The sequence below is a fragment of the Rugosimonospora africana genome (genome assembly GCF_016862975.1).
Classification (GTDB): Bacteria; Actinomycetota; Actinomycetes; order Mycobacteriales; family Micromonosporaceae; genus Rugosimonospora; species Rugosimonospora africana.
Map to the genome: position 1 here is coordinate 41,429 of NZ_BONZ01000041.1, position 15,161 is coordinate 56,589.

Sequence of the window (15,161 nt, forward strand, 5' to 3'; positions counted from 1 at the left end):
CCCATGCGGTACCTGCGGCGGAAGCTCGTCTTCTACCTGATCGCGGTGTGGGCGGCGGTGACCCTCAACTTCCTCATCCCGAAGCTGATGAAGGGCAACCCGGTCGACGCCATCCTGGCCAAGACGCAGAACATGACGCCGATGTCGGCCGACGCCCGGCACGCCCTGGAGGTGCAGTTCGGGGTCACCCACGACCCGATCTGGAAGCAGTACCTGCAATACCTCGGCAACCTGGCGCATGGCAGGCTCGGCCTGTCGGTCAGCTACTACCCGGCGCCGGTGTCGAAGGTCATCGAGCAGAGCCTGCCGTGGACCGTGGCGCTGGTCGGCACGGCCACCATACTTGCCGTCCTGATCGGGGTGGGGCTGGGCATGCTCGCCGGCTGGCGCCGGGGCACCTGGCCGGACGCGCTGATCCCGAGCACCACCTTCCTGGCCGCCATCCCGTACTTCTGGCTGGCCCTGGTGCTGCTGTACCTGTTCGGTGGCCTGCTGCACTGGCTTCCGCTCAACAGCGGGTACGACGTGGACACCACGGCCATCGGATTCAACGGCCCGTTCATCGGAAGCGCCCTGTACCACGGAATCCTGCCGGCGCTGTCCATTGTGGTCGCATCGATCGCCGGCTGGATGCTGGGCATGCGCAACATGATGGTGTCCACCATGGCCGAGGACTACGTGGTCACCGCCGAGGCCAAGGGGCTGCGGCCGGCTCGCGTCATGCTGCAGTACGCCGCCCGCAACGCGGTGCTGCCCAGTGTGGCGGGGTTCGCGATCTCGCTGGGTTTCGTGGTCAGCGGCTCGATCGCCACCGAGATCGTGTTCTCCTATCCGGGCGTCGGCACCACGCTGGTGGCCGCCGTCTCCAACGCCGACTACCCGCTCATGCAGGGCCTCTTCCTGGTCATCGCGCTGTCCGTGCTCGGCGCGAACTTCATCGTGGACCTGCTGTACGCGGTCATCGACCCGCGTACCCGGCAGGCGGCGTGAGGGAGCCGGCGTGACCATCGAGACGCAGGCGGACGTGACCGGTGAGACCGTGCCCGTCGTCGTGCCGCGCACCCGCCGGCCCGGCTGGAGGGGGTTGCTGCGCAGCGGAAAACTCCGGGCGGGGCTCGGCATCGTGCTGTTCTTCGCGCTTGCCGGCCTGATCGGGCCGCTGTTCGTGCACGACCCGGAACGGGTCAGCGACGACCAGTTGTTCGGCCCGTCCGCGGCGCACCTGCTGGGCACGACGAACACCGGGCAGGACGTGTTCAAGCTCCTCGTGGTCAGTAGCCGCGGCTCGCTGACCGTCGGGCTGGTGACCGGGGTACTGGCCACCCTTATCTCCATCGTCATCGGTGTGGTCGGCGCGTACGTGGGCAACCGCTGGGACGAGGGGCTGTCCCTGTTCAGCAACGTGTTCCTGGTCCTGCCGGGCCTGCCGCTGGTCATTCTGGTCACCGACTACCTGGGCAGCCGGGGGGCCGCGATGATCGCGGTCATCATCGCGCTGACCAGTTGGGCCGGGCCCGCGCGGGTGCTGCGGGCGCAGACCATGTCGGTACGCGGCCGGGACTACGTCGACGCCGCCCGGGTCAGCGGCGAACCGGCCTGGCGCATCATCGGCTTTGAAGTGCTGCCGAACCTGCTGCCCATCATCGCCGCGCAGTTCATCTTCGCGGTGCTCGGCGGCATCCTGACCGAGGCCGCGCTGGCGTTCCTCGGGCTCGGCGGCTCCGGATCCTGGGGGACCATGCTGTACTTCGCGCAGAACGCCCAGGCGCTGTCGCTGGGCGCGTGGTGGTGGTTCGTCCCGCCGGGACTGTGCATCGCGGTGCTGGGTGCCGGCCTGGCACTCATCAACTTCAGCCTCGACGAGCTGATCAACCCACGGCTGCGCGTGCCTCGGGACAAGGCGAACCGTCCAGCGACGGCGGGTACGCCATGAGTTCGGGTGGGGGCGGCGCGGCTCCGGTGCTGTCGGTGCGCGACATCGCCGTCGACTACGCCGGTCCGAGAACCGTCCACGCGGTCCGCGGGGTCAGCTTCGACCTCGGCCGCTCCGAGGTGCTGGGCATCGCCGGCGAGAGCGGATGCGGGAAGTCCACCCTCGCGTACGCGATCGCCCGCCTCCTGCGTCCACCGGCCCGGATGACCGCCGGCAGCGTGGTGTTCCACGACACCGACGGCACCGCCATCGACGTGACCGCGCTGTCCGGCGAGGCGCTGCGGACGTTCCGCTGGCGGCGGGTGGCGATGGTGTTCCAGGGCGCGATGAACGCGCTGAATCCGGTGCTGTCGGTGCGCGCGCAGCTCGGCGACGTCCTGCGGGCACACCTGCCGGACCTGACCCGCCGCGAGCGCGAGGACCGCTGCCGCGAACTGCTCGACCTGGTGGGCATCGAGGCGCGGTGGATGTCCGGGTACCCGCACGAGCTGTCCGGCGGGATGCGGCAGCGGGTGATGATAGCGATGGCCATGGCGCTGCGCCCGGACGTGGTGATCCTGGACGAGCCGACCACCGCCCTCGACGTGGTCGTCCAGCGGGAGATCCTGGAGGAGATCGACCGGCTGCGGTCGGTGTTCGGGTTCGCGGTCATCTTCATCACCCATGACCTGTCGCTGCTGCTGGAGATCAGCGACCGGCTCATCATCATGTACGGCGGGCTGATCGTGGAACAGGGCCGGGCGACTGAGATCCAGGCCGGAGCGCACCACCCGTACACGCTCGGGATGCTCGGGTCGATCCCCACGCTGCGCGGGGACCGCAGGGTGTTGCACGGCATCCCGGGCACCCCACCGGACCTGGCCGACCCGCCGTCCGGGTGCCCGTTCACGCCGCGCTGCCGGTACGCGTTCGGTGCCTGCGGCGCCGCCGTCCCGCCGCTGCTCGACGTCGGTACGCTGACCGCCTGCGCCCAGTACGATCCGGCGCTGCGGCCGGACGGCCCGGACGACGCGCTGGGGTCGGCATCGGCGTCGGTGCCGGCGGGCTCAGCGGCGGACTCGCCCGTGGAGCCGGCGTCATGACGGAGCTCGCGGTCAGCCACCTCAGCAAGACCTTCGTGACGCACGACCGGGGCCGGCGCGTCCCCTTGCGCGCGGTGGACGACGTGTCGTTCGTCCTGCGCTCCGGCCACACCGTGGCGCTCGTGGGGGAGAGCGGCAGCGGCAAGTCGACGATCGCACGGATGCTGGCCCGGCTGGTCCGGCCGACTTCGGGCGAGATCCGGCTGGACGGAGTACCGGTGCCGGGCGGGTACCGGGCGGTCCGCCGGTACCGGGGCACCGTACAGATGATCTTCCAGGATCCGTTCGCCTCGCTCAATCCGACTCACACCGTCGGGTATCACCTGCGCCGGCCGCTGCGCCTGCACGATGTCGCCGAGGACCGGCCTGCCGCCCAGGAAGCCATGTACGGTCTGCTCGCCCGGGTCAACCTGAGCCCCGCGGAGCTGATGGCCGGCAAGTACCCGCACGAGCTGTCCGGCGGGCAACGGCAGCGGGTCGCGATCGCCCGCGCACTTGCGCCCCGGCCGCGCGTGCTGCTCGCCGACGAGCCGGTGTCCATGTTGGACGTGTCGATCCGGCTGGAGATCCTCAACCTGATCGAACGGCTGAAGCGGGAAGACGACCTGGCCGTCCTCTACGTGACGCACGACCTGGCCACCGCGCGCTACTTCGCCACCGAGGCGATGGTGATGTACCGGGGCCAGGTCGTGGAGTCCGGCTCCAGCGACGACGTCATCCTGCGCCCGGCGCACCCGTACACTCAGCTGCTGGCCAGCGCGGCCCCGGACCCGACCGCACGCCGCGCGACGACCGCACCCCGCGACCTCGCCGCGGCGGGTAGCGGACCGAACGGCGGTGCGGGCAACCGCTCCGGGCGGCCGGCGCCGGACGGCGGTTGCCTGTTCCGCAACCGGTGCCCGCACGCGATGGAGGTCTGCCGCCAACCGGTACCGGTGTTCGCGGTCGACGCCACGCACACCGCCAGGTGCTGGCTCTACCGGGACGCCGACCAGGCACGCGCCCACGCGGCCGACGCACCGGCCTGACGGCCGCCCCCGCCTACGTCAGGGGGAGTAGACGAGCCACCCACCGGCGTCGAAGGCGGTGACACCGACCGGCCGGCCAGCGCGACGGCGGCGGTGCGCCGGTGAGGCGGCGACACCGACCCGCCGGCCGACGGCTGCCGGGTGCTCGGCGCGGAAGGCGTCGCTCCCGAGAATGTTTCACCCGTCCCGGCCGCCGGCCGCCGTACGCCGCTGGGGGTAGGCCCGCGGCGCCACGACCGACCCGGGGAGTAGAGGGCGATACGTGCGCTGAGGGATGGCCGACCGGCGCGACGCACCTACGCTGGCCGGTAGTCGACTGGTCTGGGTCGTGGCGCGGCGAAAGACGCGCCGAGCCAGACCGGTCGAAACGCGCGATACCGCGTGGCCGCGGCCGGCGCGGGCGCCGGGGTCGACCTGAGGGGGGAGGCAACCATGGTCCTCGACACGCACGTCATCACCAACCCGATCAGCGGCGAGCGGATCGTGATCCACGAGACCGGATCCGGGTCCGGCGAGTCGCAACTGGCCTGGGAGCTGATGCTCGCCCCGGGCGGGCGGGTGCCGAGCAGCCACGCTCACCCCGCGCAGGAGGAGCGGTTCACGGTCGTGTCCGGACGGATGCGGTTCCGGGTCGGCGGTCACCCGATCCTCGCCGGGCCGGGGGCCACCGTGGTGGTACCGCCGGAAACCGTGCACAGCTTTGCCAACGCCGGCCCGGAGACGGCCCGGGTGCTCGTCACCACCACGCCCGCGCTCCAGATGCGGGAACTCCTGGAGACCGCCGCCGCGATGGCCCGGGAACAACACGCCGCCGGGCGGTGGTTGCCGCACCTGTTCGACCTGGCGCTGTTCATGTCCGACTTCGAGCGTGAGGTCCGCGCGCCGTACCTGCCGGTCGGGTTGGTACGGCTGGCGATGCGCGCGGTGGCCCGGCTGGCGAGGGTGGGAGGCCGGGACTCCCGGTACCGCCGGCTGCGCGCCGGCGCGTGATGGCGCGTGACGGCTCCGCGGTGAACGCCATCGAGGTCCGCGACCTGGTGAAGCGGTACCGGGGCGGCACCGCTGACGCGGTCGGCGGAGTGTCGTTCGACGTCCCGTACGGCGAGTTCTTCTGTCTCCTCGGCCCGAACGGCGCCGGGAAGACCACCGTGGTCTCGATTCTCACCACGACGCTCATCCCGTCCGGCGGCCAGGCCCGCATCGCCGGCCACGACCTGGCGACTCGGCAGTCGCTGGTGCGCCGGAACATCGGGATCGTCTTCCAGCAGCCGTCGCTGGACCTCAACCTGACCGCGGAGGAGAACATCCGCCTGCACGCGGTGCTGTACGGCCGGTACCCGTGGCGCCCGCTGTACCGGATGATGCCGGCCGCGTACCGCCGGCAGGTCAGCGACCTGGCAGCCGTCCTCGGCCTGACCGGCGTCCTCCACCGGCGCACCCGGATCCTGTCCGGAGGCATGCGCCGGCGGCTGGAGATCGCCCGTGCGCTGACCCACCGGCCCCGGGTGCTGTTCCTCGACGAACCGACCGTGGGCCTCGACCCGGACAGCCGGCGCGCGGTCTGGTCCTACCTCGAGCAGGTTCGGCGGCAGGATGGTACGACCATTTTCCTCACCACCCATTACCTGCAGGAGGCGGAAAGCGCCGGCGCGGTCTGCGTCCTGGCCGGCGGCCGGGTCGTCGAGCGCGGGCGACCCGCCGACCTGAAGGCCCGCCACACGAGGCCGGAGCTGGTGCTCGACGCGCGCGACCGGGACGCGCTGCGCCGCGAGCTGCTGCGGCTCGGCCTGCCGGTCCGCTCGGGCCCGGCAAGCGACGTCCCTCCAAGCGACGGCCCGGCAAGCGACGGCGCTGTGAGTGGCGACCCGGTGAGCGGCGGCCCGGCTACGCCCGGCACCTCAGCGGATGGCGCCGGAGCGCCCGACGGCGGGGCGGTGGGCGACGGGGCGGCGTTGCGCGTCCCGCTGGACGGGCGCAGCGCTCAGGACATCGTCCGGAGCCTGGAGTCCGAACTGACCCGGCTGCACATCGCGCAGCCGACGCTGGAGGACGCGTACCTGCGGCTGATCGGCCACGCGGCGCGGACAGGCGCCGACCGGTGAACCCAGCGGCCACCCGCCGGTCCGCGGCGGCCCGCGACACCGTCCCGCCGGGCGGCTCGGCGGTCACCGGCCGACCGGCCGGTCCCGGCCGGCCGACGGATCCCGGGCGACCGACGCGGCCGGCGGCCGTGTCCCGGATCGGGCATCAGCTGACGGCCGTCCTCGTCATCGCCTGGCGCGACGTCGTGAAGCTGCTCCGGGACCGTCCCCGGATGGCCGTGAACCTCGCCTTCCCGGTCCTGCTGATCGCCGGGCTGGGCAGCGTCCTGCAGTCCACAGTGGGCGAGGTCACCGGGTTGGACGCGGTGACGCTCGCGTTCAGCGGGGTGCTCGCGGCGACGCTGTTCCAGTCGGCCGCGGCCGGCATGATCTCGATCGTCGAGGACCGCGAGAACGACTTCTCCCGGGAACTGTTCGTCGCTCCGGTCGCGCGGCTGGCGCTGGTCGCCGGGAAGGTGCTCGGCGAGACGGCCGTGGCACTGATCCAGGGCGTGTGCGTCGTCGGATTCGCGCTCGCCGTCGGCGTGCGGTTCGGCCCGGGGCAGGTGGCGCGGATGGCCCCGGTGTGTCTGGCGTGCTGCCTGCTCGGTGGCGCGTTCGGATTGGTCACCGTCGCCGTCCTGCCCAACCAGCGGGCCGCGATGCAGGTGTTCCAGTTCCTCATCATCCCGCAGTACGTGCTCGGCGGCGTGCTGGCGCCGCTGCGCGGGCTGTCCGGGTACCTGAACGTGGTGGCGGCGGCGATGCCGGTGCGGTACGCGGTCGACCTCAACCGGGCGGCGTTCTACGCGGGCCGCCACGGGTACGCCGCCGCCGTAACCGGCGATCCTCGGGTCGACGTCGCCGTGGTCGCCGGCCTGTTCGTGGTGCTGATGGCGGCCGGCGCGGCGGTGTTCGAGTACCGGGAGCGCACCCGGTGACGGCGACACTGCTGTTCCTCGTCGCGGACACCGGCGGCGGCCACCGGGCGGCGGCGGACGCGGTCGCGCAGGCGCTGCGTCACGACTACCCGGGCGCGTTCGCGCCGGTGCTGTGCGACCCGCTCGGCGGCCCGGGTTCGGCCGCCGTGCTGCGCCGTCTCACCGGCCTGTACGGCCCGTCGATCCGGCTGGCGCCCTGGGCCTGGGGCGCGGTCTACCACGGCTGCGACTTCCGTGCGTCCGCACGCATTCTGCGGTCGACGCTGCTCACCCTCGCCGACCGGCCGGTCGCCGACGCGGTGGCACGCCACCGGCCGGCCGCGATCGTGTCGTTCCACCCGCTGACCGGCTCGGCCGCGATCCGGATCCGGGACGTCGCGGCGCCGCGGGCCCCGGTGGTCACGATCGTCACCGATCTGGTGAGCATCCACGCGACGTGGCGGGACGGCGACGCGGACCGGATCGTCGTGCCACCCAGCGCCGCGTGGGTTCCGGGCGGGCGCCCGGGGCGCGCGCGGGTGGACATCGGCCCGCCGGTGGCGGCGGCGTTCGCCGCGGGTCCGCCGCGCCCGGCAGAGCGGGCGGCCCTGCGCCGGTCGTTGGGCCTGGACGAGCACCGGTTCCTGGTACTGCTGACCGGCGGAGGCGAGGGTAGCGGCGGCATCGCCTCCCGGGCGACGGCGATCCTGCGGCACTTCGACGACGTCGGCGTGGTCGTGCTGAGCGGCCGCAATCGCCGGCTGCACGACCGGCTCGCCAGCCTCGCCGGCCGGTGGGGCGGGCGGTTGACCGTCCGCGGGTTCGTCGACAACATGGCGGACTGGCTGCGGTGCGCCGACGTCCTCGCCGGGAAGGCGGGCCCGGGCACGATCGCGGAAGCCACCTGCTGCGGCACCCCGCTGCTGCTGACCTCGCACCTGCCGGGACAGGAGAGCGGGAACATCGAGTTCGTCGTCGGCGCCGGGGCCGGCAGGCATGTCCCGACGGTACGGCGGCTGGTGCGCGAGATCGGCCTGCTGCGCCGGGATCCAGCGGCCGTCGACCGGATGCGTACCGCCTCGGCGCGGCTGGGCCGTCCCGGTGCCGCGTCCGAAATCGCGGCGCTGCTGGCCGACCTCGTCGGCGTACCCGCACCCGCCGTCCCGACCGGTCTGGACCGCCGCGGGGCGGAAGGCACGCCGAGCCTGACTGGTCTGGGTCGTCGCGCGGCAGCAGGCGCGTCGAGCCTGACCGGTCGCAACAGTGGAGGTATCCGATGACAGCCGCGATGGTGACCGCCGGTGTCGCGACAGCCGGCGCGATCGCCGCCGCGCTGGTGGCTCCGGTGGCGGCACAGGTACGCATCGCTCGGGCGGCCCGGCCACTGACCGACGGGTGGTCGGGCATGCCGGTGGCCGGCCGCGGCGCGACCAGGCTCGGCCTCAGTTTCCGGCCGAGACAGGCCGAGGCGATGGGACTGGAATCCGATGCGTGCCTACGCACACTTCTGGCGTACCCGTTCCAGGTGATCCGGCTCGCCGCGTACTGGGATCGGATCGAGCCGGCGCCGGGCAGCTTCCAGCCAGACGAACTGGACCGGCAGATCGACGCCGCCGAGCAGGCCGGCAAGGACATCATCGTCTGTGTCGGCGCGGTCAAGGCGTTCGGCTACCCCGAGTTCTTCGTACCCGGCCATCACCTGCCCCAGCCGCTGCGCGAGGGACGCCTGGTGGAACCCGGACACCACCCGGCACTGCTGGGCGCGGCGACCGGATTCGTCACCCAGATCGTGCGGCGGTACCGGGACCGGCCGGCGATCGTGGCGTGGCAGGTCGAGCACGAGGCCGTCGACCCGCTCGGCATGGAACACTCGTGGCGCCTGTCGGAGGACTTCGTGCGCCGCGAGGTCGACGCGGTACGCGCGGCCGACCCGACCCGGCCGGTGCTGATGAACGGCTTCCTACCCACCTCGCTTCCAGTCGCCGTGCAGCAGGGCTGGCGCACCCGGGACCAGGGTGACTCGCTGTCGGTGGCGCAGCGGCTGGCCGACATCGTCGGCGTGGACTTCTATCCGCGCCACGCGCTGGTCGCCGCGGCCGGGCGCAGCGTGTACCTCGACGGCAGCCGCACGCCGTGGCAGCAACGCCGGCGCCGGCGGCTGTTCGCCCGTGCCGCGGCCACCGGCAAGCAGGTCATGGTCTCGGAGGGGCAGGCGGAACCGTGGGAGGCGGTGACCGACCCGCCCAGCCCGGACCATGCCGGGATGTACAGCTGCCTGCCGGAGCACGTGATCGGCAACTTCAACCAGTGCATGCGGTGGAGCCGCGAGGCGCGCTCGCCGGTGTCCGCGTACCTGTTCTGGGGCGCGGAGTACTGGCTGCTCCGCGAGCGCGGCGGGGACAGCCGCTACCTGCGGGCGTTCCAGCGGGTACTGGAGTGTTCCTGAGCGGTCGCCGCGTCCCACCACGGCCTGCTCACCGTTGCGTCCACTGTCCGTCCACAGTGGACACAGCGACCGCCGGCCGGGCGTCATCCGGCCGAGTGCCTCCGGAATCCTTGTCCCGCGCGAACTCCGCTTCGACTGGTCTGGCTCGGCGCGTCTGGCGCCGCGCCACGACCCAGACCAGTCGCCGACCAGGCAGGCCTGGCGCGTCTGGCGCCGCGCCACGACCCGACCCGACCCGGTCGACCGCCATCCTGCCATGTGAATACCTCGTGCTTCCTGAATGTCGTAAATATCGGCCTCCGCCCCGGCTCGACCGCACTCGACCGGGTGAATCTCGTGAGCAGTCTCACCAACTTCCCGATTCCGTTTGTACGGAGGCGGTCTACGGGCCTAGCGTCGCGTGGTCCGCATCCGTGGACCACGCCGCCGGCACGCCGAGTCCTGCCACCGGTCGGCGCAACCAGAAATACGGCAGGAGCGGGGGACCCACGTTCTCCGGCGCGCCACGGCGCGCGTCTTGGGGTGAAGCCGCCTCGTTGACCCTCAATAGAGCCTGATTCCGCGCGTGCGGACTGGCGAGAAGGGCCGGCACTTCCGTGCGGCCGGGCACACCCTCGGCCCGAACCCGACAGCTCACCCCGCAGGCGTGGAGGAGACTGCCATGGCATTGTCCAAAAACAACTACTGCCACGATCCGGCCAACCGCCGGGCCCGCCGTCGTGGTGGAATCATTGCCGCGATCGCGCTGTCCGGCGCGGCCGGCGTGGCGACACTACTCGGCACCGGCGGCGCGGCCGGTGCCGCGCCGAGCGTGAACTGGGACGCGATCGCGAAGTGTGAGTCCGGCGGCAACTGGAGCATCAACACCGGTAACGGCTTCTACGGGGGCCTCCAGTTCACCCAGAGCACCTGGGCCGGTTACGGCGGCAAGCGGTACGCCTCGCGCGCCGACCTGGCCAGCCGGCAGCAGCAGATCACCGTCGCCGAGAAGGTCCTGGCCGGGCAGGGCATCGGCGCCTGGCCGGTGTGCGGCCGGTACGGCTCGTCGCACTCCACCGGCTCGGGTTCGGGTTCGTCCGGCGGTTCGTCGCACAGCGGCTCGTCGACCGGCGGTGGCTCGTCGACCGGTGGCTCGTCGCACAGTGGTGCGTCGACCGGCGGCTCGTCCACCGGCGGTGCCGCGCCGGCCGGTGCCGACTACACCGTGCTGGCCGGTGACACGTTGTCCGGCATCGCCGCACAGCACGGCCTCGATGGCGGCTGGCAGCGGCTGTACCAGCAGAACCAGGGCGTCATCGGCGCGGACCCGAATTTCATCCTTCCGGGCCAGAAGTTGAAGTTCTAGAACGCTCGGGGGCGCCCGCCACTGCCGGCGGGCGCCCCGCCGACGGCCGGCGACCGCGGCCGGAGACCCGCCGGCAGGTGGCGACCGCGGCGGCCGTCAGGCGGTGTTGGTAACCGCGGTGAGCAGGCGCCGCAACCGGACGACGAGATCCCCGTCGCCGTCGATCCTCACGCCGTCCCCGCCGTCGCGGTTGTAGAGCCACCGCAGCAGGACGTCCGGTGCGGCGCGGACGGTGGCGGCGGCCGCAACGAATCCGACTTCCGAAGTCACCTCGGCGCCGTCCGGGCGTACCGTGACCCGCCACGCGACATCGCCCGCCGCCACCAGCACCTGGCGACCGGCCCAGTCGCTCAACCGGTCGGCGAACTCCTCCGGAAACAGCCGGGTCACCGTCTCCAGGAATTCGATCAGCAACTCGTCGAGCCCGTCCGTGGCCAGATCCTGGGGGATCGGGGTCACCGCCCGGCCCCCGGCCAACTCCGCGTCCACCCGGTGGATGGCGGTCTCGTGTGCCATCCGCCGGATCCAGAACCGTACCGTCTCGTGCGGCTCGCGCCCGACGTGCTCATCCGGGTCGCGGTCGGCGAACTCGGTGGTCATCGCCGCGTAGCAGCGGTCCAGCGCGGCCACCGGCTCCTCGGCCGCGAGATCCTGGCGCGGTGTGGCCGCGTGCATCCGCAGCCGCCGTACGACGACGTTCTGGTACAGGTCCGCGACGTGCCGGGCGAGGTCGGCTAGCGTCCACTGTGGACATGTGGGTACCGGTGCCCCCGGGTTGCCGGCCACGACCGCCCGCAGCCGGGCCAGATCACGGTCGAGGCCGTCGAGCAGCCGGGCGACGTCCAGCCGAATGGCGTCCACGACCGCTCCTCAGGCGTCGATCTCGTCCCGGCCGGCCCGCTCCGGCGCGGCGGCGAACGACCGGTATTCCCCGACCTCCCGGGAATCGATCAGGCCGTCCTCGATCGCGCGGGCCAGCAGGGCGAACGTCGTCGGCGCCGCCCGGCCCGCCTTGATGTACTTCATCCGGGCCCGGTCGATGTACTGCTTCACGGTGTTTTCCTGGATGCTCATCCGGCGGGCGACGGACGCCTTCGACATGCCCTGGAACCACAGGCGCAGCGCCTCCTGCTCCTGCCCGGACAACCGGGGACTGGCCGGGCGCTGGTCGGTGACCATCGCACCGGCCACGCTGGGCGTCACATATGGCCGGTCCGCCGCGACCGCGACCAGCGTCTCCACGCAGTGGTCGCGACCCTCGTGCTTGGCCAGGTAGGCGCACGCCCCTGCGTCGAGCACCTTCAGGATGGTGTCCGGATCGCTGCTCTGGGAGAACACCACGATGCGCCGCCCGGTCGCGGTCAGCCCCTCGATCCGGTCGATGACCGGGCCGTCGCCCAGGTTGAGGTCGAGCAGCACGACATCGCAGCTACCGCCCGGCCCGTCGAGCACCTCGTCGATGCTGCCGCCCACGGCGATGACCTCCACGCGCCGCGCATCGTCGGTCCGGATCCAGGACTGGATGCCCTCCAGCACCACCGGGTGATCGTCGATGACCGCCACCCGCACCTTGGCCTGGCTCTCCGTCACCCGAGCGCTCCTCTCCGCACCACTGGTCCATTCTGGACCGAACCGATGGCGTACGGTATCCGTCCGGGCGGTTCGACCTGATTGATGATTGTCGAGTCGCCCCGGTTTGCGCCATAGTGTCAGAGCGGGTTCCCTCGCGTACAAGTACCGGGAGGCTTCGATGGCGACCGAGTTGACCTCGGCCGGATCCGCTGCCCCGGTCCGCGCTCCCCGGCCCCGGTGGCGGGTGCCCGAACGGCTGCTGCCCTCGGCCCTGCTGCCGACCGCGTTGCTGCCCGGCGCGCAGGCGCCGGACGCCCCGGAGCACACACCCGGCTCGTCTTCGCAGAAGCCCGCGACGTACGCGCTGCGAAAGCTCACCGCCTGGTTCGCCTGCGCGCTTCGTGACGCGGTCGCGTTCGTCGGCAGCGTCGCCGCGCTCGTCGGTGTCGCCCGGCCGGGGTCACTGCCCTGGGTGCTGCCGGCCGTCGCGCTCAACATCGGCTGGGCCGCGCTGTTCACCTGGGTCGCGCTCACCCGCGGACTGCGTGCCTGGCTCGTGGCCGTCGAGGTGCTGCTGACCACCACGCTGTGCGTGCTGCACGGTCACCTGACCGCCGCCGACGCGCTGCCGGCCGGAGCCGGGTGGGTCACGGTACTCGCCTCGATGACCGTCGTGATCGCCAACTTCGCCTGGCCGCTGCCGGTCGCCGTACCGGCGGGGCTGGTCGTGGTCGCCGGATACCTGATCGGTGCGGCGCTGGCGGACCTGCCCGACCACGGCCTTGTCCAGGCGGCGATCCTCGTGGTGCAGGTGGCGTTGGCCGCTGTGCTGATGGCGCTGATCCGCCGCGCCACCGCCCAGGCGGACCGGGCTCTCGACGGGTACGAGCGGGTGCGCCGGGCCGCCGACGTGGCCTCCGCGCGGCGCGCGCACGAACGCGAGGAGAACCGCCGCCTGCACGACACCGTGCTGGCCACGCTGACCATCGTGGGCACCGGCGCGATCGATCGGGGCTCCGCGACCCTGCGCGAGCGGGCGGTGGCCGACCTCGCGGTGATCGACGCCCTGGGCCGGGCGGCACAGGCCGACGCCGACCACGGCCGGCTCGACCAACGCCTGCGCGACGTCGCCGCGCAGGCTCCCGTCGAACTCGACGTGGAGCTGAGCCTGCTGCCGTGCGTGGTGCCCGGCGAGGTCGCCGAGGCGTTCGCCGGGGCCGCCGGCCAGGCGTTGGCCAACGTGGTACGGCACGCCGGGGTGAACGCCGCCGAGGTCCGGCTGGGGCGCCGGGGCGACGAGATCCTCGTGGAAGTCGTCGACTCCGGGCGTGGGTTCGATCCGGGCCGGGTACCGGCGCACCGCTACGGGCTGCGGGAAGCGATCCGCGGCCGGATGCGGGCGGTCGGCGGCGAGGCGGCCATCGATTCGTCCCCGGGGCACGGCACCCGGATCACGCTGACCTGGCCCGCCGCCATGCCCCATGGCAACGGCGCCGTCACCCGTACCGCGACCGTCCAGGGTGCGGACCATGGAGGCCCGGATGGCAACGGAGGCCCGAATGGCTGACGAGCCCGCCGAACTCGTCGAACGCGGCTACACCCGGGGCACCGCGATCGCCGTCGTGGTGATCGTCATCATCTGGCACATCGGCAACGACCTGCCCACCACACTGACCGGCTGGTCCACGTACCGGTGGCCGGGCGTGGTCGCCGCCTGCTGGCTGGTCTTCTCGGCGCTGACCGGCGTGTGCGCCTGGTACCTGCTGCGCCGCGACGGCCACCTGCCGCTGCCCGGGCTGGTGCTGGGCATCCTGCTGGCCGACTCGCTGGCGGTCGACCTGTGCAGCCCCGGCCGGATGCTGACGCAGTCCAACTGGGCCTGGGGCGCGGTGGGCTGGCTCGTACTCATTGTGTTCTGGCGCAAGCCGATCCGGGGAATGGCGCTGTTCCTCGCGGTCAATGCCGCGGTGGCGTTCGTGGTGCTGGTACCCGACCGGGAGTTCGGCCGGGTCGGGGTGTCGCGGTGGCTGATGATCGTCGTGGGTACCGCTGCTTTGCAGCTGGGGCTGTCCGGTGCGGTACGGGCGCTGCGTACCGCCGCCGGATGGTCCGCCCGGGCCTCGGCCGCGCAGGCGGCGACCGCCACCCGCCGGGCCGCGGCCGACGAGCTGCACCTGGCCCGCCGCCAGCGCTACGAGGTGCTCCGCAAGGGAGCCGCCGACGTGCTGGCCGAACTGGGCTACGGCGCCGACCCGACGGACGTGCGCATCCAGCACCGCTGCGCGGCGGAGGCGGCCCGGCTGCGCCGCCTGGTGGTGGAGACCGACGACATCTCCGATCCGCTGGTTCATGAACTGCGCGCCTGTGCCGACATCGCCGAACGCAAGGGCGTCATCGTCGACCTCGTCACCGCCGGGGAGGTGCCGCCGCTGCCGGTACCGGTGCGCCGCGCGCTGACCGAGGCGCCGATCGCGGCCCTCGCGGCGGCCCGGGGCGAGGCCCGGATCACCGTGACGGTCGGCGGCGGCCTGGTCGCGGTCAGCGTCGTCGCGGACACCGAGCTGGACCTCGACGCCATCTCCGAGGTGATCGCCCCGGAGCCCGACAACGGCGCCGCGGAGGTCGAGTCGTTCCGGGACGGGGATCGGCTCTGGGTCCAGGCCAGCGTGCGCATCGACGAGCCGGCATCGGCCACGGTCCCGGCCCGCTGACCGCTCGGTCGCGGATCCGACAGGACAACGGCGCCAGTCACAC

The 15,161-nt window shown here is 72.7% G+C and carries 14 protein-coding genes and 1 riboswitch; of the genes, 12 read left to right on the forward strand and 2 right to left on the reverse strand.

Translation table 11 applies throughout. From position 1 onward, the window contains the following. Window positions 1-3: 3 nt before the first annotated feature. The 10 genes from Raf01_RS22120 to Raf01_RS22165 all read left to right on the forward strand — a co-directional run bounded on the left by Raf01_RS22120 (window position 4) and on the right by Raf01_RS22165 (window position 10,835). Entirely contained in the window at window positions 4-990 is a 987-nt protein-coding gene (locus Raf01_RS22120) for an ABC transporter permease (RefSeq protein ID WP_203919877.1), read from the forward strand. A gap of 10 nt (window positions 991-1,000) precedes the next feature. Further along, window positions 1,001-1,933 (forward strand): ABC transporter permease, encoded by a 933-nt coding sequence (locus Raf01_RS22125; RefSeq protein WP_203919878.1) that lies wholly within the window; start codon window positions 1,001-1,003, stop codon window positions 1,931-1,933. Continuing rightward, on the forward strand, window positions 1,930-3,015 hold the full coding sequence (locus tag Raf01_RS22130; protein WP_203919879.1) for an ABC transporter ATP-binding protein: 1,086 nt from the start codon (window positions 1,930-1,932) through the stop codon (window positions 3,013-3,015). The genes Raf01_RS22125 and Raf01_RS22130 overlap by 4 nt, the downstream gene beginning before the upstream one ends. After that, window positions 3,012-4,043 carry an ABC transporter ATP-binding protein gene (locus Raf01_RS22135; protein ID WP_203919880.1) on the forward strand — a complete coding sequence of 344 codons (1,032 nt, stop codon included), beginning with the start codon at window positions 3,012-3,014 and terminating at the stop codon, window positions 4,041-4,043. The genes Raf01_RS22130 and Raf01_RS22135 overlap by 4 nt, the downstream gene beginning before the upstream one ends. Window positions 4,044-4,475: 432 nt before the next feature. Then, entirely contained in the window at window positions 4,476-5,033 is a 558-nt protein-coding gene (locus tag Raf01_RS22140) for a cupin domain-containing protein (RefSeq protein ID WP_203919881.1), read from the forward strand. 20 nt (window positions 5,034-5,053) lie between these two features. Then, window positions 5,054-6,145 (forward strand): ABC transporter ATP-binding protein, encoded by a 1,092-nt coding sequence (locus Raf01_RS22145; protein WP_203919882.1) that lies wholly within the window; start codon window positions 5,054-5,056, stop codon window positions 6,143-6,145. Continuing rightward, a complete protein-coding gene (locus tag Raf01_RS22150; protein WP_203919883.1) occupies window positions 6,142-7,065 on the forward strand; it encodes an ABC transporter permease in 924 nt (307 codons plus the stop codon). Before Raf01_RS22145 ends, Raf01_RS22150 begins: the two co-directional genes overlap by 4 nt. Further along, window positions 7,062-8,324, forward strand: a complete 1,263-nt coding sequence (locus tag Raf01_RS22155; RefSeq protein WP_203919884.1) for an MGDG synthase family glycosyltransferase — start codon at window positions 7,062-7,064, stop codon at window positions 8,322-8,324. The genes Raf01_RS22150 and Raf01_RS22155 overlap by 4 nt, the downstream gene beginning before the upstream one ends. Then, entirely contained in the window at window positions 8,321-9,490 is a 1,170-nt protein-coding gene (locus Raf01_RS22160) for a beta-galactosidase (protein WP_203919885.1), read from the forward strand. The genes Raf01_RS22155 and Raf01_RS22160 overlap by 4 nt, the downstream gene beginning before the upstream one ends. A 442-nt stretch (window positions 9,491-9,932) precedes the next feature. After that, a riboswitch (cyclic di-AMP (ydaO/yuaA leader) is annotated at window positions 9,933-10,152 on the forward strand. Further along, window positions 10,152-10,835, forward strand: a complete 684-nt coding sequence (locus Raf01_RS22165; RefSeq protein ID WP_203919886.1) for a LysM peptidoglycan-binding domain-containing protein — start codon at window positions 10,152-10,154, stop codon at window positions 10,833-10,835. Its footprint overlaps the riboswitch before it by 1 nt. A gap of 96 nt (window positions 10,836-10,931) precedes the next feature. Here the strand turns inward: Raf01_RS22165 and Raf01_RS22170 are convergent, their stop codons facing one another. Together Raf01_RS22170 and Raf01_RS49720 are read right to left on the reverse strand one after the other, a co-directional pair. Then, a complete protein-coding gene (locus tag Raf01_RS22170) occupies window positions 10,932-11,696 on the reverse strand; it encodes a maleylpyruvate isomerase N-terminal domain-containing protein (protein WP_203919887.1) in 765 nt (254 codons plus the stop codon). Between the two features lie 9 nt (window positions 11,697-11,705). Further along, a complete protein-coding gene (locus tag Raf01_RS49720; RefSeq protein WP_239133805.1) occupies window positions 11,706-12,425 on the reverse strand; it encodes a response regulator in 720 nt (239 codons plus the stop codon). A 160-nt stretch (window positions 12,426-12,585) separates the two neighbouring features. On the opposite strand from Raf01_RS49720, the gene Raf01_RS22180 reads away from it, so the two are divergent. Both Raf01_RS22180 and Raf01_RS22185 read left to right on the forward strand, forming a co-directional pair. Continuing rightward, complete coding sequence (locus Raf01_RS22180; RefSeq protein ID WP_239133806.1) at window positions 12,586-13,974, forward strand: sensor histidine kinase; 1,389 nt, start codon at window positions 12,586-12,588, stop codon at window positions 13,972-13,974. Then, window positions 13,967-15,118, forward strand: coding sequence for a hypothetical protein (locus tag Raf01_RS22185; protein ID WP_203919889.1), 1,152 nt, complete (start codon window positions 13,967-13,969; stop codon window positions 15,116-15,118). The genes Raf01_RS22180 and Raf01_RS22185 overlap by 8 nt, the downstream gene beginning before the upstream one ends. Window positions 15,119-15,161 lie beyond the last annotated feature (43 nt).